Source organism: Vibrio injensis (assembly GCF_001895205.1).
Lineage (GTDB): Bacteria > Pseudomonadota > Gammaproteobacteria > Enterobacterales > Vibrionaceae > Vibrio > Vibrio injensis.
Map to the genome: position 1 here is coordinate 225,710 of NZ_BDJF01000006.1, position 17,927 is coordinate 243,636.

At 45.1% G+C, this 17,927-nt stretch carries 18 protein-coding genes; 10 read left to right on the forward strand and 8 right to left on the reverse strand.

The window, feature by feature from the left end:
• Positions 1–11: 11 nt before the first annotated feature.
• Both ispA and dxs read left to right on the forward strand, forming a co-directional pair.
• Entirely contained in the window at positions 12–896 is an 885-nt protein-coding gene (gene ispA / locus BSR11_RS01195) for a (2E,6E)-farnesyl diphosphate synthase (protein ID WP_072668679.1), read from the forward strand.
• Between the two features lie 20 nt (positions 897–916).
• A complete protein-coding gene (gene dxs, locus BSR11_RS01200) occupies positions 917–2,782 on the forward strand; it encodes a 1-deoxy-D-xylulose-5-phosphate synthase (RefSeq protein ID WP_072668680.1) in 1,866 nt (621 codons plus the stop codon).
• 24 nt (positions 2,783–2,806) lie between these two features.
• On the opposite strand, the gene truC is transcribed toward dxs, so the two are convergent.
• Both truC and BSR11_RS01210 read right to left on the reverse strand, forming a co-directional pair.
• Positions 2,807–3,547, reverse strand: coding sequence for a tRNA pseudouridine(65) synthase TruC (gene truC / locus BSR11_RS01205; RefSeq protein WP_072668681.1), 741 nt, complete (start codon positions 3,545–3,547; stop codon positions 2,807–2,809).
• Positions 3,547–3,861 (reverse strand): YqcC family protein, encoded by a 315-nt coding sequence (locus tag BSR11_RS01210; protein WP_072668682.1) that lies wholly within the window; start codon positions 3,859–3,861, stop codon positions 3,547–3,549. The genes truC and BSR11_RS01210 overlap by 1 nt, the downstream gene beginning before the upstream one ends.
• Before the next feature lie 82 nt (positions 3,862–3,943).
• On the opposite strand from BSR11_RS01210, the gene BSR11_RS01215 reads away from it, so the two are divergent.
• Both BSR11_RS01215 and BSR11_RS01220 read left to right on the forward strand, forming a co-directional pair.
• The gene (locus tag BSR11_RS01215; protein WP_072668683.1) at positions 3,944–4,990 is read left to right on the forward strand and encodes a DUF3549 family protein; all 1,047 of its coding nucleotides are present in this window, start codon (positions 3,944–3,946) and stop codon (positions 4,988–4,990) included.
• Positions 4,991–5,000: 10 nt separating this feature from the next.
• Entirely contained in the window at positions 5,001–5,303 is a 303-nt protein-coding gene (locus BSR11_RS01220; protein ID WP_072668684.1) for a DUF3301 domain-containing protein, read from the forward strand.
• A 13-nt stretch (positions 5,304–5,316) separates the two neighbouring features.
• On the opposite strand, the gene BSR11_RS01225 is transcribed toward BSR11_RS01220, so the two are convergent.
• A complete protein-coding gene (locus tag BSR11_RS01225) occupies positions 5,317–5,829 on the reverse strand; it encodes a GNAT family N-acetyltransferase (protein WP_072668685.1) in 513 nt (170 codons plus the stop codon).
• Positions 5,830–6,826: 997 nt separating this feature from the next.
• Here BSR11_RS01225 and BSR11_RS01230 point away from each other — a divergent pair.
• Both BSR11_RS01230 and BSR11_RS01235 read left to right on the forward strand, forming a co-directional pair.
• The gene (locus tag BSR11_RS01230; RefSeq protein ID WP_072668686.1) at positions 6,827–7,129 is read left to right on the forward strand and encodes a hypothetical protein; all 303 of its coding nucleotides are present in this window, start codon (positions 6,827–6,829) and stop codon (positions 7,127–7,129) included.
• Complete coding sequence (locus BSR11_RS01235) at positions 7,126–7,572, forward strand: YaiI/YqxD family protein (protein ID WP_072668687.1); 447 nt, start codon at positions 7,126–7,128, stop codon at positions 7,570–7,572. Before BSR11_RS01230 ends, BSR11_RS01235 begins: the two co-directional genes overlap by 4 nt.
• Before the next feature lie 108 nt (positions 7,573–7,680).
• Here the strand turns inward: BSR11_RS01235 and BSR11_RS01240 are convergent, their stop codons facing one another.
• From BSR11_RS01240 to BSR11_RS01250, 3 genes are all read right to left on the reverse strand, one after another.
• The gene (locus BSR11_RS01240; RefSeq protein ID WP_072668688.1) at positions 7,681–9,270 is read right to left on the reverse strand and encodes an AbgT family transporter; all 1,590 of its coding nucleotides are present in this window, start codon (positions 9,268–9,270) and stop codon (positions 7,681–7,683) included.
• A gap of 258 nt (positions 9,271–9,528) precedes the next feature.
• The gene (gene ykgO / locus BSR11_RS01245; RefSeq protein WP_072668689.1) at positions 9,529–9,654 is read right to left on the reverse strand and encodes a type B 50S ribosomal protein L36; all 126 of its coding nucleotides are present in this window, start codon (positions 9,652–9,654) and stop codon (positions 9,529–9,531) included.
• A gap of 2 nt (positions 9,655–9,656) precedes the next feature.
• Complete coding sequence (locus BSR11_RS01250) at positions 9,657–9,911, reverse strand: type B 50S ribosomal protein L31 (RefSeq protein ID WP_040904590.1); 255 nt, start codon at positions 9,909–9,911, stop codon at positions 9,657–9,659.
• A gap of 119 nt (positions 9,912–10,030) precedes the next feature.
• Here BSR11_RS01250 and tsaA point away from each other — a divergent pair, with 119 nt between their 5' ends.
• The 4 genes from tsaA (at position 10,031) to BSR11_RS01270 (ending at position 13,148) form a co-directional block, all read left to right on the forward strand.
• Positions 10,031–10,717, forward strand: coding sequence for a tRNA (N6-threonylcarbamoyladenosine(37)-N6)-methyltransferase TrmO (gene tsaA, locus BSR11_RS01255; protein WP_072668690.1), 687 nt, complete (start codon positions 10,031–10,033; stop codon positions 10,715–10,717).
• A gap of 92 nt (positions 10,718–10,809) precedes the next feature.
• The gene (locus tag BSR11_RS01260; RefSeq protein ID WP_072668691.1) at positions 10,810–12,528 is read left to right on the forward strand and encodes a proline--tRNA ligase; all 1,719 of its coding nucleotides are present in this window, start codon (positions 10,810–10,812) and stop codon (positions 12,526–12,528) included.
• A 222-nt stretch (positions 12,529–12,750) separates the two neighbouring features.
• Positions 12,751–12,954, forward strand: coding sequence for a YaeP family protein (locus BSR11_RS01265; RefSeq protein ID WP_072668692.1), 204 nt, complete (start codon positions 12,751–12,753; stop codon positions 12,952–12,954).
• Between the two features lie 2 nt (positions 12,955–12,956).
• Positions 12,957–13,148, forward strand: a complete 192-nt coding sequence (locus BSR11_RS01270; protein ID WP_072668693.1) for a DUF4250 domain-containing protein — start codon at positions 12,957–12,959, stop codon at positions 13,146–13,148.
• A 96-nt stretch (positions 13,149–13,244) separates the two neighbouring features.
• On the opposite strand, the gene BSR11_RS01275 is transcribed toward BSR11_RS01270, so the two are convergent.
• Together BSR11_RS01275 and purL are read right to left on the reverse strand one after the other, a co-directional pair.
• A complete protein-coding gene (locus BSR11_RS01275) occupies positions 13,245–13,487 on the reverse strand; it encodes a DUF3622 domain-containing protein (RefSeq protein ID WP_072668694.1) in 243 nt (80 codons plus the stop codon).
• Between the two features lie 245 nt (positions 13,488–13,732).
• On the reverse strand, positions 13,733–17,629 hold the full coding sequence (gene purL / locus BSR11_RS01280) for a phosphoribosylformylglycinamidine synthase (protein ID WP_072668695.1): 3,897 nt from the start codon (positions 17,627–17,629) through the stop codon (positions 13,733–13,735).
• Between the last annotated feature and the right edge of the window lie 298 nt (positions 17,630–17,927).

Genomic DNA, 17,927 nt, shown 5'->3' on the forward strand with positions numbered 1-17,927 from the left:
ATACAGATCCTATGATTGAGGCGCTTTCCTCTTTTCAACAGAGAAATAATCAGCAACTAGACGAGTGGTTACATCGTTTACCTTATCAGCATCTTCCTTTGATTGAAGCTATGCGTTACGGTTTATTGCTTGGTGGTAAACGAGCTCGTCCTTACTTGGTCTACATCACCGGACAAATGCTCGGCTGCCAACTGGCTGATCTCGATACTCCAGCTTGTGCTGTCGAATGTATCCACGCTTATTCATTGATTCATGACGATTTACCCGCGATGGACGACGACGACTTACGTCGTGGAAAACCAACCTGTCATATTAAATTTGATGAAGCAACGGCGATTTTAACGGGAGATGCTCTGCAAACTCTCGCCTTTACTATTTTGGCGGAAGGTCAACTCTCTACTCACGGTGAGACGAATCGGATCAAAATGGTTCAAGCTTTAGCCGAAGCGTCTGGTGCTCAGGGAATGTGCTTAGGTCAAGCGTTGGATCTGGCTGCAGAAAATCGCCGTATAACGTTAGATGAATTAGAAACCATTCATCATAATAAAACAGGTGCACTGATGCGTTGTGCCATCCGAATGGGTGCCATGGCTGCAGGTCAAGAGGGATTAGCTATTTTACCGCAACTGGATCGCTATGCGGCAGCGGTAGGCCTCGCCTTTCAAGTGCAAGATGATATTTTAGACATCATCAGCGATACTGAAACATTAGGTAAACCACAAGGTTCAGACCAACAACTGCATAAAAGCACTTATCCAGCCCTACTAGGATTAGAAGGTGCCATGAATAAAGCTCAAGTTCTGCTTGCAGAAGCGCTCGAAGCATTACAAGCGATTCCGTATAATACTGAGCATCTCGAAGAGTTCGCCCGATACGTCATCGAGCGCAAAAACTAACACGATAAGCGCGCATAACTATGACTCTTGATATTTCGAAATATCCAACACTGGCCCTAGCAAATACCCCTGACGAACTGCGTAGCATGCCCAAAGAAATGCTACCTAAGCTTTGTGATGAGTTACGTACCTATTTACTGAATTCAGTCAGTCGCTCTAGTGGTCACTTGGCCTCTGGATTAGGCACGGTAGAACTAACCGTCGCTTTGCATTACGTCTACCAGACCCCTTTTGATAAACTAATTTGGGATGTCGGCCATCAAGCTTATCCCCATAAAATACTCACTGGCCGCCGCGAGCAGATGTCGACCATTCGTCAAAAAGATGGACTGCATCCTTTTCCTTGGCGAGAAGAGAGCGAGTATGACACCCTCTCTGTTGGTCACTCATCAACCTCTATCAGTGCTGCGCTCGGCGTCGCTATTTGCGCCGCGAAAGAAGCCAAAGGACGTAAAGTCGTCAGTGTGATTGGTGATGGTGCGATCACCGCAGGAATGGCATTTGAAGCCATGAACCACGCAGGCGATGTCGACAGCGATATGCTGGTTATCTTAAATGATAATGAAATGTCGATTTCAGAAAACGTCGGCGCACTCAATAACCATTTGGCGCAATTACTGTCTGGCAGTTTATACACTTCGATACGTGAAGGCGGCAAAAAAGTTTTATCGGGCATTCCACCGATTAAAGAGCTGGTACGACGTACCGAAGAGCATTTAAAAGGTATGGTCGTACCTGGGACGCTATTTGAAGAATTCGGCTTTAATTATATCGGTCCGATTGACGGTCATGATGTGTTAGAACTGATTAAAACCATCAAAAACATGCGTGAACTGAAAGGTCCGCAGTTTTTGCATGTCATGACCAAAAAAGGCAAAGGCTACGCACCCGCAGAGAAAGACCCGATTGGCTACCATGGGGTTCCCAAGTTTGACCTAACACATACTAGCCTGCCAAAAAGTACAGACAGTAAACCGACCTACTCAAAAATCTTTGGTGATTTTTTATGTGATATGGCCGCGCAAGATCCTAAATTAATGGCTATCACTCCTGCAATGCGCGAAGGCTCGGGGATGGTGCGTTTCTCTAAAGAGTATCCTAATCAGTATTTTGATGTCGCGATTGCTGAGCAACATGCTGTCACCCTCGCAACAGGAATGGCCATCAGTGGCTATCATCCGATTGTGGCGATTTACTCGACTTTTTTACAGCGCGGTTATGATCAATTGATCCATGATGTCGCGATCATGAATCTACCCGTGATGTTTGCCATTGACCGTGCGGGATTAGTCGGTGCCGATGGTCAAACTCATCAAGGGGCATTTGATTTAAGCTTCTTACGCTGTATTCCCAACTTATTAATCATGGCTCCGGCTGATGAAAATGAATGTCGGCAAATGCTCTATACCGGTCATCAGCACCAAGGTCCAAGTGCCGTCCGTTATCCTCGTGGTACCGGCATGGGCGTGCAGATTGAAACAGATTTCACCCCACTGACGATTGGCAAAGGTCGCCTGATCCGTCAAGGAGAAAAAGTGGCAATCCTCAGTTTTGGCACCTTGTTACCTAATGCCTTACAAGCGGCGGAAGCCCTTAATGCCACCGTCGCCGATATGCGCTTTGTAAAACCACTTGATGAAGCATTGATCACTGAGTTAGCCAATAGCCATGACGTGCTGGTCACATTGGAAGAAAACGTTATTGCTGGCGGTGCTGGCGCGGCTGTGGTTGAGTATTTGATGGCGAAAAAACTTCTCAAACCAACCTTAAATCTGGGTTTGCCGGATCAATTTATAGCTCAAGGAACGCAAGAAGAGATGCATGCTGAGCTTGGTCTGGATGGTCTAGGAATAGAAACTGCGATTCGTGATTACTTGGCCAAGTAATCAAAGAGAAAAAAGAAAACCTTCTCACTCGAGAAGGTTTTTTTGTTGCGGATCTGACCATGAAAAAGCGTTAAACAGGCGCTGCCAGCTCTCATCAAATCCAGCGCTTAAGGTGAGCATTTGCTCTGTATAAGGATGGATAAAACGCAATTGACTCGCGTGCAACATCAGACGCTGCACTTGATACTGCTCACGGTACAAACGATTATGTTTACCATCACCATGGGTGGTATCGCCAACAATCGGATGACGTAAATGAGCCATATGGCGCCGTAATTGATGTTTACGGCCGGTCTTCGGTTTCAATTCCATCAAACTGTAGCGGGTGGTGGCAAACTTGCCGGTAGAAAAAGGCACTTCAACGTTGGCTAACGGCTGATAAGCGGTGATCGCCGATTGCGGCTCTTTATCTTGCTGAGCAAATTTATCGGCGATTTTATCCAGCTCTTGTTTAAGTGGATAATCCAAAACACCGGCTTGCTCAATCCAGCCTCGCACCACGGCATGGTAAGTTTTTTCCATTTGTTGACTAGCAAACATTGGCATCAGTATTGAAGCAACTTCACTGGATAACGCAAACACGAGTACACCAGATGTCGGTCTATCTAAGCGGTGCAAAGGGAAAACATGTTGACCAATTTGATCGCGTAAGGTTTGCATCACAAATTGAGTTTCATGCTTATCCAACCAAGAGCGATGAACAAGCATACCCGCAGGCTTATTGACCGCGACCAGATACGGGTCTTGATAAATGATCTCTAACATTATTGTGCCACTCTATCTATCTCAATTAACACTTCAATCAATGGCTGGTAGCCAGATTGATCTTTCCACGCTTCAACAAAATAAGGCGTTAACAAAAAACCTTTAGGCAAAGGTTGTTTCGTGTCGAGTAATTGCCACATTCGAGGTAAAAAAATCCATTGTAGCCATTCGTGTGGATGTAATGTATCAATAGCAAACGGCTCTCGACTGAGGAGCTTATCCTCCGTTGGGCAATGTTCTTGCCATAAAGCCGCCGCTTTGAGCTCTGTGGTTAGTTGTTGCAGTAAAATCGGTAAACGTGTTGGATAGATCATCAATGTTTATTTGTTGGGCCTTGAATTTGCGCCAAATGATACCATTTATTAAACAAAGAAAGTTAGGAACAAATAATCCCTTATGCAGCCGATTCATACCCTCACCGATTTACTCAAACAGAGTGAAGTACACTATCAGATTTTTGATCTGGGACGGCGCATCCAACCCGTCGATGCACAACAATTTCACCATGTTGAACAAGCAAGACAACCGTATCCTTACCCGTTGCAGCGTCAAGCTCATCTCGCCATTGTTTATTGGCATCAAAACCAACAGCCGTGGATATGGTTTGTAAAATTTACTCTTGATGAACGCGGGTTATTGGCTCAAGCAGAAATAGGCCAATTTCTTAGTTACGTTCTTGAAGCAATGGGATCGCGGCTCACTGGCGAATTAACCGAAGCTCAACAACAAAAGCTGGCTAATAATCCTTATACCTTTAAACCAAGCGAAGAAAAAATGGCGGTCATTCATAGCCAAATTCGCCAGCAGCTTTCATTACCTAGTAGTCAATACTATGAACATGCTCAACATTACTTAACAGGTGATTTAGGATGGGATAACTGGCAAACTGTTGGTCTACAAGGTATTAGCGATATCTGCGCGCGTCTTAACGATAGCAACAATAGTCAGTTAATCATCAACGCACTCGCTCATTTACCTTCGCCTGTCCTTTATGCTCTGCTCGGCTCACTTGAACACAGCTCATTACCCAATGACCTAGCACAGGCTCTCGATGAGAAATTACGAGCTTGCATTACGCAACCTGAATGTGACCTATTTTTATTGGCTGCGTTGATCCGAGCACTCTCTGGAGGGACGCCAGATCAGCTAGCTCAATGGATTGATCAAGTGTTGGATGACTGTTCTTTTTGTCACCCAGAAGTGCTGATTGCTATCGCCGGTCGTTGTTGGTCTGCGCTAAAACAAAGCGGACGTGCTCAACGATTTTTACTGCGCCTAGCACAAAGTGGCGATCAAAACTTATTTAATCAAATTTTTGCTGATTTAGTCATGCTGCCAGAGCTGCGAGTCGTGCTATTACCGCTACTCCATAGCAGCCCATCACCAGAATTAACCCAAGCGTTGGTCAATTTACAACGTGCCACCAAACCTTCATCGCCATAAAGGAAAGCGAATGATCGATAACCTTATTGGCATTATTCTACTGAGCTTAGTCTGTTATGCATTTTGGCAGCAGCGTCGTCAATCAGAAATAGCTAAACAATGTATAGCACGCAAATGTGCCGCCTTGGATTTACAGCTACTCAGTGTCTCTTTTGGACAGCATAAATGGAAAACGCCAGCTCATCGCTGGCGTTGGCATACGGTCTATTATTTTGAATTCTCGGCACTTGGCGATGATTGCTATCAAGGGCAACTGGTGATGGTCGGCTTTACCCCCTCCGGCTTTCATCTGCCACCGCACCGAATGCTTTAGATTTTCGACAAACTCAAAGAGAGTAAGTGGAGAATGCAGAAAATTCGCTTTGGCGTTGCCATTGATACTCATAAAATACGCCAAAAATGTCGTCTTCCGTTCTTATAGACACAAAGCCTAATTTATCCAAAATAGATTGGGCCGCCGCATGCTGAGCGTTCACTTTGGCTATCACCTTATCAAGGTGTAATCGTTGACAAATTTTAGGGAAAAAAGCCTGTAATGCCTCATTAGCAATGCCTTGTCCCCAATAACTTTTATCGAACACAAAACCCAACTCAGCACTCTGCTCATCAAGCTCAACGAACAAATGCCCCATGTATTCACGATTGTAATTGTCCAGCACCGCCATGGCATGTAAGTGAGGGTCATGTAAAATACGTTGAAATTGCTGTCTCGCCGCAGCCACGGTTTTCGGACCATTCATTTGAGCCCGATTTTTAGCACAGCAATTAAGCATCAAAAAATCAGATTCAAACGTCTCGGTATATGGCACTATCAAAGTTCTACGCGTTACAATCGTCACGGACCATCCTTGTATTCAACAATATCAATTCTCTCAATACCAGAAATAGGTAATAAGACAGGGCGCCGCACTCCGCCTCAATTATAATGATGGCATCATCACGACAACCTTGTAACTTTACCGTATAGCGGTATAAACAGCGCTAAGCCACTGCGGAGTTTTCTTGAAGAAGTAGGCGAAAGTAAACCAATCCCAACGATGACGTATTGATCTTGATGTCAATATTCTCAACATCACATTATTATAATTCTCATTATACTCAAATAGTTCGATGTTACCTGCAGCGATATCATAGTTTTCGTGGCTTCATCTGAACTAAGAAAAGCCCCGACACTCATGGTATCGGGGCTTAAGTCTTACTTATAGCAATCCAGCTACTTGTTCGTGCTCCCTGCATCGTCCCTAATAGTAGCGGTACAATCCAGTGACCTTATCCTATGCATCGCCACCCTGGCGGTGTCCTATTCATCCGTGACACCAATCTATCCTGATCAGTTTACTTCACTTGTTCCTTGAGCGGTGTCCTACCTTCATCCTGATGGTGTCCCGACCTATTCCATAGGGTCCTGCTGTCCTTGCCCATCAACCTCATGTCAATGGTCATGTCCTTAATGAGTCCTAATCCTTACGGTAACATTCCCGTTCACCGTCTCATCCTTGAAGCAACATTCCTTGTGTCATTCCTATTCCCTGTCACATCCGCTGCGACAACTATTAATCTATCTACTTTTACCGATGATTCAATCCCTAGTTCATTATTGATATCAACCAAAGAGATTAAAATTAAAAATTTTTCAATAAAAAACAATTAATTAAAAAAGGTGCATATTAAAATCTCAATAAAATCGCGCTGTTATCGCACATTACAAGTAAGCGATCTCTTACAATCTACTCCCTCTTTTGCTAACGAAAAAGCTAGACGGACAGAAGATAAAACTCAACACACCGCTCTCATTTATGGGTAAGATAGGCCCTATCGATTGCACAAGGACAGATTATGCTCAGTAAAGATTTATCACATGAATTGCAGGCTATTTTCACTCATTTACAACAACAAGGAAAAGAGCCAACGGTTGCTCTGGTGAAATCTCGCCTTAGCACATCTCTCCCCATGCCTGCGATTATTGCGGCAATAAAAAGTTGGAAACAAACCCAGCGAGCTCCAAAGGTTGAAACCAATAAAACGCCGCCATTGACCGACCAACAACGTATTACCCAACTTGAACAGCAACTCGCGCGGCTGATCACCAAAGTTGATCAGTTAGAAGCAGCACTGAACCATCAGAAGGAATCAAAATGAAAATTTGGGTCGATGCCGACGCTTGTCCAAAAGTGATAAGAGAAACACTGATCAGAGCCGCTGAACGCACGGGAGTAGAATGCACGTTTGTTGCCAATCATCAAATACCACTCCCTAAACGCAGTAATATCATCGCATTACAAGTGCCTAGTGGGTTTGATATTGCTGATAATGAAATTGTTAAGCGGGTAGAAAAAGGCAATTTAGTGATCACCTCAGACATACCATTGGCCGATGAAGTGATCACTAAAGGTGCATTAGCACTGAGTTCACGAGGAGAGCTGTTTACCACCGAAACCATTAAAGCCAGACTGAACATACGAGATTTTCTCGATACCATGCGCTCAAGCGGTATTCAAACGGGTGGTCCCAATGCGTTATCTCAAACCGAGCGACGTGAATTCGCTAACCATCTCGATCGCTGGTTGACTCGCCGACGCTAAACGTTATCAGATAATCTTTCGCTTCACTTAGGATCAAAAAACGCCGCTGCCATTTTCATCATCGCAGCGGCGTTAACCTACTCTAAGCTTGAACTAAACCAAACTAGCTTAAGGAATGTAGTAGGTTGCGGCGCCCGGCCCTACCGGCATACCCAGCACAAACACCCATACAAAGAACAGCAAACTCCAACCTAATGTAAAGACAATAGTGTAAGGAATCATGACTGCAATCAAGGTGCCAATGCCTAGATTTTTAATGTATCGACTCGCAATCGCTAGTATCAAACCAAAATAACTCATCATCGGGGTAATAATATTGGTCACAGAGTCACCAATACGGTACGCCGCCTGAATCGTCTCCGGCGCATAGCCAACAAGCATCAACATAGGTACAAAAATAGGAGCCGTTACTGCCCATTGTGCTGAAGCTGAACCGATCATCAGGTTAATAAATCCACACATCAGAATAAAAGCAAAAAACAGCATTGGTCCAGTCAAACCAATAGTTTGCAAAAAGGAAGCACCACCGACAGCAAACACTTGACCAAAGTTAGTCCAGCTAAAAAATGCTACAAACTGGGCAGCAAAGAAAACTAATACGATGTACATCCCCATTGAAGACATGGATTTTGCCATCGCATCAATCACATCGCGATCGTTTTTCATCGTACCAACGACTTTACCGTAGACAAAGCCAGGGACAGCAAAGAACACAAATATGAAAGCGACGATGCTGCGTAAGAACGGGGAACCAGCAACTAGTCCAGTTTCAGGATGACGCAATACGCCATTTTCCGGCACAATCGTCCAAGCCAATAAACCACAAACAACCAAGGTTGCTAAACCAGCAAACTTAAGACCTTTTTTCTCAATATCTGTCAAAAAGCCCATTTTATCTTGTGATAGATCATCGCCCGCTTCAGCCACATCATACTTACCGAGTTTAGGCTCAACAATTTTTTCCGTTACCCAAGCACCGGCAATCGCAATAAAGAAGGTGGAAACGGCCATAAAGTACCAGTTAACCTCTGGACCGACGATGTATTCAGGATCCAAAATTCTCGCCGCCGTCTCCGTAATCCCAGAAAGCAGCGGATCGACCGTACCAATGAGTAGGTTGGCAGAATAACCACCAGAAACACCCGCAAACGCAGCCGCTAAGCCTGCTAAAGGATGACGCCCCAATGAATGGAACAGCATGGCGGCAAGTGGAATAAGCACCACATAACCTAATTCACCTGCCGTGTTGGACATGATACCAGCGAACACCACAGTAAAAGTGACCATGCGTTGTGAAGCGCCCATCACCATGCCACGGATCGCAGCAGACAGCAGGCCAGAATGCTCAGCAATCGATACCCCTAACATGGCAACCAACACCGTGCCCAAAGGAGCAAAACCGGTAAAGTTAGTGACAAGATTGGTCACAATGCGCTGTAAACCATCGCCATTAAGTAGGCTGACCACATGGATCATACCATCAGCAGCCCGGCCCCTTGCTCCTTCTGGTCGAGGATCGACAACGGATATTTCAAAATAACCCGCAATACCTGAGGCGACTAAAATTGCCACGCAAAAAATGGCAAACAGTGTGATGGGATGAGGTAATAAATTCCCTAAATATTCCACAGCATCTAAAAATCGCGTAAAGCGTGGTTTTTTCGGTGCTGGTTGATTAATCGAAGCAGATGAACTCATCTGTTCCCTCCTTGTTATTATTCCTATGCATATATGACAGAAATGTCAAAAGCGAGCGCAGGTTACTTGAGGAGACGAATAAGTAAAAATTGAAGATGTTACTAAATGTAAAAATAAGTCTTATTTTTAACCAATTTTAAACAAAAAATCAGATGATTAATCGGTAAATCAATCATCTGATGAGTCATTACTGTGTTACGTGTTTTGTGATCGAATCTAAGCAACACTCCCTAGCTACTCATGGCCCAATCCAATTTTTCAACGCTGCACGGCTTTAAAACGCGGATTGCTCTTACAAATCACATACAAACGGCCCCGTCTTTTGACAATTTGGCAATCAGGATGACGTGATTTTGCGCTTTTTAATGAACTTAAAACTTTCATGCTTATTCCTTAGTAAATTGAGCAAAACGACGATTAAAGTTAGCCACACGTCCCTCTTTTTGAATCACACGCTGTTTACCCGTGTAGTAAGGATGCGACTCTGCTGACACTTCGACCGTAAAATAAGGGTAAGTTTTGCCATCTTGCCACTCGATCGTGCGATCGGTTTTTAATGTCGAACCAATCATAAAATATTTATCAACACTGGTATCATGAAACACTACTGGTCGATATTCAGGATGAATTCCTGCTTTCATAGCACACTCCAAAAATTGATACATTATAACATATCAATTAATAATCATTATCAACTAAAAATGCAAGTAAAAAATGTGCTATGTTGGGATATCTCATACCCATTATTCTGCGTTAGGTTATGTATACAATTGATCCTATTGGTATTATTGAAAGTCCTTACCAAGAAAAATTTGCCGTCCCCCGTCAGCCTCGCTTAGTCCCTGCCGCCACCGCTCGTTTAAAGCTGCTCGGGAATGCGAATACTCCTGAAGCCGTGCGTGGCATTGAACAATTTTCTCATCTCTGGCTACTGTTTTTGTTCGATAAAAATTTAGCTGCGGGCTGGAAACCAACGGTAAGACCACCTCGCCTTGGTGGCAATGAACGGGTTGGGGTCTTTGCCTCCCGCTCAACCTTTCGCCCGAATGGCATCGGTATGTCTGCCGTTGAATTAAAAGGGATAACCAAACAAGGTGAGCAATTATTTCTTGAATTAGGCAGTGTCGATTTAGTCAATCAAACGCCGGTGATTGATATTAAGCCTTATATTCCTTACTCCGATGCGATTCCACAAGCAACAGGAGGCTATGCCGATCATGAACCAGAGCGCTTGCTTGTCGTCTTCGCTCCTCAAGTACCACTCAACCAACTCACGAACCACCATGAGCAACAAGTGATTGAGCAGGTTTTAGCGCAAGATCCACGTCCTGCCTACAAGAAAAACCAGCTGGATAATAAGGAATATGCGGTCAATTTATTCAATTTGAATGTGAAATTTACCGTTCACGATAAGTTAGTGACAGTAACAAGCATTGAACGCTTTTGACAAAGCCGATTGGCTGATATTATACAAGGCTTAATTTTACGCCCTCATAATGATGAGGGGCTTTTCAATCATGATGAAACGGATACCATAGAATGCGTACCAGTCAATATCTTCTTTCTACTCTGAAGGAGACTCCAAACGACGCTGAAGTCGTGAGCCACCAGCTCATGTTACGTGCAGGTATGATCCGTAAGCTGGCTTCAGGTCTTTATACTTGGCTACCTACTGGTCTGCGTGTACTGCGTAAAGTCGAAAACATCGTTCGTCAAGAGATCGATAACGCCGGTGCGATTGAAACCTTGATGCCCGTTGTCCAGCCGTTTGAACTGTGGGAAGAGACCGGCCGCTCAGAAAAAATGGGCCCGGAACTACTTCGCTTTACTGACCGCCATACTCGTCCGTTTGTTCTGAGCCCAACGGCTGAAGAAGTAATCACTAGCCTCGTTCGTAACGAAGTTAGCTCTTACAAACAATTACCGCTTAATCTGTACCAGATTCAAACCAAATTCCGTGATGAACGTCGTCCTCGTTTTGGGGTAATGCGTGCCCGTGAATTTTCTATGATGGATGCATACAGCTTTGATATCGATAAAGCCGGTCTTGAGAAATCCTATCAAGCAATGCACGACGCTTACTGTAAAGCCTTCGATCGTATGGGCCTTGATTACCGTCCCGTATTAGCCGATACCGGCGCAATTGGTGGTAATGGTTCGCATGAATTCCATGTGCTGGCTGAAAGTGGTGAGGACATTATTGCTTTCTCTACTGAGTCAGATTACGCAGCCAACATTGAAAAAGCGGAAGCGGTAGCGCCAGCGATCGAGCGTCCAGCTCCAACGCAAGAAATGACGCTGGTTGATACGCCGAATGCCAAAACCATTGCCGAATTAGTGGAACAACACGGTTTAGCGATTGAAAAAACCGTCAAGACCCTATTTGTTAAAGCTTCTGATCAGATTGAAGCGCCAATTATTGCCCTTATCATTCGTGGCGATCACGAACTTAACGAAATTAAAGCTGAAAACCTAATCGAAGTGGCATCACCACTCGAAATGGCCAGTGAAGATGAAATCCGCGCCCTAATTGGTGCAGGTCCTGGCTCTCTTGGGCCTGTCGGTCTAAAACTACCGTTCATCGTTGATCGCACTGTAGCGCTCATGAGTGACTTTGGCGCGGGTGCCAACATTGATGATAAACACTACTTCGGTATCAACTGGGGCCGTGATGTTGAACTAGGACCAATCGCAGACCTACGTAATGTAGTAGAAGGCGACCCAAGCCCATGTGGTAAAGGCACTTTAATGCTGAAACGTGGTATCGAAGTAGGACATATCTTCCAGTTAGGGACTAACTACTCTGAGAAAATGAATTGTGGCGTACTCGATTCCAATGGTAAACACACGATTCTAGAAATGGGTTGCTATGGTATTGGTGTTTCTCGGGTTGTCGCTTCAGCCATCGAGCAAAACCATGACAAGTACGGCATTATCTGGCCAGATGCATTAGCGCCATTCCAAGTCGCGATTGTACCGATGAATATGCATAAATCAGAGCGAGTTCAACAAGCGGCAGAGCAACTGTACGCTGAGTTAACCGCTGCTGGGATTGAAGTCTTGTTTGATGATCGCAAAGAGCGTCCGGGTGTGATGTTCTCCGATATGGAGCTAATTGGCATTCCGCATACGATTATTATCGGTGATCGCAGTATGGATGAAGGCAACTTTGAGTATAAACATCGCCGTAGCGGTGAAAAGTCTGCCGTACCAATGGCCAACATCGTCAGCTTTATTCAAGACCAATTGACGGTTTAAGTGCAAATCAACGATTAAATCAACCAAAGTGAACCCGATAGCAACACAATTTGGGATACTTAATATTGAGGCTGCTTAATTGCAGCCTTTTGTTTATTGCGCCTTCGAAGGCAATACCTATTATCGGCGGCTTCACATTCGAGAGACAGAGAATGGTTTTGTTTTCTGCGCACTCACTGTGTATGATTGCGAGCAGTTATCATCTATCGATAGGAAAACCAGATGCGAGTTTACGATTGTTGTGATTTAGTTCGCGAGCTGTACGCACAGATTGGCAGTGGCGATCAAGGTTATATCCCTAAAGCCATCTCCTGCGCAGTAAAAACTTTAAATGATATTGCCGCCGATCCGATGTTGCCTAAAGAGACTCAAGAAAAAGCCGCTTTTGCTGCTGCCAATTTGCTCATTTCTGATTTTGAGGACTAAGCATGATGCTCGACAATTTTGCAAACATGGATCCCATCATGCTGATGAGTATCGTCAACATGAAGCTCCGTGATGAATTTTCTGGTGATCTTGATAAATTGAGTGATCATTTTGCTATTGATCGTCAGGCATTAGAAACTCGCTTAGCCAATGCGGGGTTTGAATTTTTACCTGAGGTTGGGCAGTTTCGCTGATGATGATTGCTTGATTTGAAGCATGATTTGGTTGCACGATCTAACATAAAAGCCCACCTATCACAGTGGGCTTTTATCATCCAACAAGTTAACGTATTAGTCTTGTTTATCTTGTTTTTCTTTTCTGGCTACGGCTTTGCGTTCATTACGCTTAGCTTGGTTTTCAATAAAACCGATCAACTCTTTTTCAGCCCAAGCTTGTGCTTGTGCTTCGCTTTCAAACCCCATTTCGCGCTTTGAAACGACGGTACGACGGGAGGTAACTTGACGAACAATTTCTGCCGCCCAGCCATTATTCTTTTCGGTCACTTTAATCGTGAATTTTTTACTGTCTGACATTTTCATTTTCCTAAGGGAAGAAGAAGGGATTACTCATCAACGTTAATCGCGCTTAGAGCCGACGGGCTCAGCCGCTGAATATATTGAACACCATCCCTTGGTAAGCGCGGCATTAGAGCACAAATTTCACTATTTTTCCGCTTTTTTTGCAAAATTTTACGCTCATTCGATAGCATCAAGCCGCAGAGGAACCGCGGCTTGATGAGATATTAAGGAGCGAACCTCGCTCCGTTTAAAGAGGGGACTTAACCGAGGTTTTTACGCGCATTTTGGAACATACGCATCCAAGGACCATTTTCTCCCCAATGATCAGGATGCCATGAGTTGGCAACGGTACGGAATACTCGCTCAGGATGCGGCATCATGATCGTCACTCGGCCATCTTGAGTCGTTAAGCCAGTAATCGCATTAGGCGAACCATTAGGGTTATTTGGGTATTGTTGAGTCGCTTGACCATGATTATCCACAAAGCGCAGCGCAACGGTACCAGATTGCTCTATCGCATCTAAATGATGGCTATCACGCACTTCTACTCGGCCTTCACCGTGAGAAACGGCAATCGGCATCCGTGACCCTACCATCTGATCAAAAAACAGTGACGGTGACGGTTGAATTTCTACCAAACTAAAACGTGCCTCAAAGCGCTCAGATTCATTGCGAACAAACCGTGGCCACAATTCAGCGCCCGGAATCAAGGTTTTCAAATTAGATAGCATTTGACAACCATTACAGACACCAAGTGAAAAGGTATCTTGACGCTGGAAGAATCGCTCAAACTGCTCACGTGCTTGGGGGTTAAACAAGACCGACTTGGCCCATCCCTCACCAGCGCCTAGCACATCTCCGTAAGAGAAGCCGCCACAAGCGACCAAACCATGGTACTCATCAAGAGCAACTTGCCCCGTTAAAATATCACTCATGTGGATATCAACGGCATTAAAGCCAGCGCGATCAAAAGCAGCGGCCATTTCCACATGCGAGTTGACGCCTTGCTCACGCAAGATAGCCATATTGGGTTTGCTTCCCTTCGCAATATACGGTGCCGCTATGTCTTGTTGGACATCAAACGTTAACTCGGCATGTAAACCTGGATCAAGGTTATCTTGCTTAGCGGCAAACTCTTGATCAGCGCAGCGTGGGTTATCACGCAATGCCTGCATTTTATGGGTCATTTCTGCCCAAATAGTACGTAGCTGAGTGCGGTTACGTTCAACCACGACTTGCTGATCGGAAGTAATACGTAGAGTATCCGAGTCCGTTACCGTACCAATCACATGGCAACAGGCTTGTAATCCATGATTCGCTAAGGTGGTCAATACTGAATCCAGATCGTCATTGCGTATCTGTAATACCGCCCCAAGTTCCTCATTAAACAGAATCGCTAAGTTATCATCCCCTAATGGCGCAATATTGGCTTCAATACCACAATGCCCAGCAAAGGCCATTTCTGCTAGCGTAACCAGTAAACCACCATCGCCCTTATCGTGATAAGCAAGTACTTGTTGCTGGGCGACCAGCGTTTGAACCCCGTTATAAAAACCTTTTAACTGCGCAGCGTTATCAACATCTGCAGGCTTATCGCCTAGCTGCTTGTAAACTTGAGCCAGCGCTGTTGCACCAAGGCGATTTTTACCATTGCCCAAATCCATCAGAACTAAGCTTGTTTCACCTTTATCGGTTCTCAACTGAGGAGTGATGGTTTTGCGCACATCTTCCACCCGAGCAAAAGCGGTAATCACTAGCGATAATGGTGACGTCACCGATTGAGATTGTCCCAGCTCATCTTGCCATTGGGTTTTCATTGACATGGAGTCTTTACCGACGGGAATGGTTAATCCCAATGCAGGACAGAGTTCTTCACCGACCGCTTTCACTGCAGCGTAAAGCCCGGCATCCTCACCGGGATGCCCTGCTGGCGACATCCAGTTAGCAGACAGCTTAATATGTTTAATATCACCAATATGTGTGGCGGCAATGTTGGTGATCGCTTCACCAACCGCCAAGCGTGCAGAGGCAGCAAAATCGAGCAACGCAACTGGCGTACGCTCGCCCATGGACATCGCTTCACCATGATAAGTGTCGTAACTGGCCGCGGTTACTGCACAGTTTGCTACTGGTACCTGCCAAGGACCCACCATCTGATCACGCGCTACCAGCCCAGTGACTGAACGATCACCAATGGTGATTAAGAAGGTCTTCTCTGCGACCGCAGGCAGACGTAGGACACGATCAATAGCGTCATTCATCTCAATATTAGAGCGGTCTAAAGCCGGACTTTGTACTTGTTGTGTAGTGGCTTGACGATGCATTTTCGGTGGTTTACCCAGCAAAATATCCATCGGCATATCAATCGGTGTATTATCGAAATGGCTATCTTCAAGGGTTAAATGGCGCTCTTGAGTCGCTTCGCCAACCACCGCATAAGGGGCGCGTTCACGTTTACAAATCGCCTCAAACACTGGCATGTTTTCTGGGGCAACCGCTAGTACATAACGTTCTTGAGATTCATTACACCAGATTTCTAGTGGACTCATGCCCGGTTCATCGTTGGGCACATCACGAAGTTGGAATTTACCGCCGCGATCACCATCATTGACTAACTCAGGCAGAGCATTAGAAATCCCCCCCGCCCCAACATCATGAATAAAGGCAATCGGGTTAGCGTCCCCCATTTGCCAACAGCGGTCGATAACCTCTTGGCAGCGACGTTCCATTTCCGGATTTTCACGTTGTACAGAAGCAAAATCCAGATCTTCTGCTGACTGGCCGGATGCCATCGAGGATGCCGCACCACCACCAAGTCCAATATTCATCGCCGGACCACCCAGCACAATTAACTGCGCTCCAACAGGGATCACTTTTTTCTGCACATGATCTGCGCGAATATTGCCCATTCCACCAGCTATCATAATCGGTTTATGATAGCCGCGAACCTCTTCTCCCGCATGAGAGATCACTTGCTCTTCATAGGTTCGGAAATAACCCAATAAGTTAGGACGACCAAACTCATTATTAAACGCCGCGCCGCCTAGTGGACCTTCGAGCATAATGTCTAACGCGGTGACAATCCGACTTGGTTTACCAAAATCACTTTCCCACGGTTGAACAAACCCAGGAATACGTAGGTTAGATACACTAAAACCGACCAATCCAGCCTTCGGTTTCCCACCAATACCTGTTGCGCCTTCATCACGGATCTCACCGCCCGACCCCGTTGCCGCACCCGGCCATGGTGAAATAGCCGTTGGGTGGTTATGCGTTTCGACTTTCATCAAGATATGGGCATCTTCATGATGATAAGTGTATTGACGAGAATCGGGATCAGGGAAGAAACGACCAACTTTAGACCCCGTCATAACGGCAGCGTTATCTTTATAAGCAGAAAGGACGTGATCAGGGGTAACTTCAAATGTATTTTTGATCATCTTGAACAGCGACTTTGGCTGTTCTACACCATCAATGGTCCAATCGGCATTAAAGATTTTATGGCGACAATGTTCAGAGTTAGCTTGCGCAAACATCATTAATTCAATGTCATTCGGGTTACGACCTAAACGCGTAAAACTTTCGACTAAATAGTCAATTTCATCTTCCGCTAACGCTAAACCAAGGGAAACGTTTGCTTGTTCAAGCGCAGAGCGGCCGCCAGTGAGGATATCAACTTGTGACAACGGTGCTGGTTCAGCGACAGTAAACAAGGCACTCGCCGACTCTAAATCACTGAATACCACTTCCATCATCCGATCATGAAGTAAGTGACTTAGTTCGTTTTTTTGAGCCTCAGTCAGTGGGCTCTGACTATCAATATAATAAGCCGTGCCACGCTCTAAGCGCTTAATTTTGCCTAAACCACAATTGTGAGCAATGTCAGTGGCTTTAGAAGACCAAGGAGAGATGGTGCCTGGACGTGGCGTAACTAACAACAGTAGACCTTGTGGCTGGTGCTCTTGAATTGTTGGGCCGTAAGTGAGTAATTGTTGCAATTTACTCTGTTCTGCGCTGTCGAGTTGAGCATTAAGATCAGCAAAATGCATAAACTCAGCGTAGATACCAGTGATTGGTAGGTTTTGTTGACGACACGTTTCGAGCAGTTTTTGAATCCGAAATTCAGAAAGCGCTGGGGAGCCACGCAAAATTCTCATGAGCTTAGGTCTCTATATACAAGTGATTAAGATGAAATTGGGATAAGTTCATTAGATAACAAATGGTTATCTATGAATGGATAAACAAATACCAATGTCGACTCATTACTGCGAGGGCATTATAGAGGATTTCTTTTTGTGACGTAACACCAAAAGCAACCGTTTGCGCCATTTTTTCGTATATTTTGCACTAGCCCTCATTCGGCCGTCGACAAGGCTGATCAATAAGTCTAGAGAAATAAGAATGTTAAGTTCCTATTCTAGAGCGATGGTGTATAAGCTTTGCCTTCAACACCTC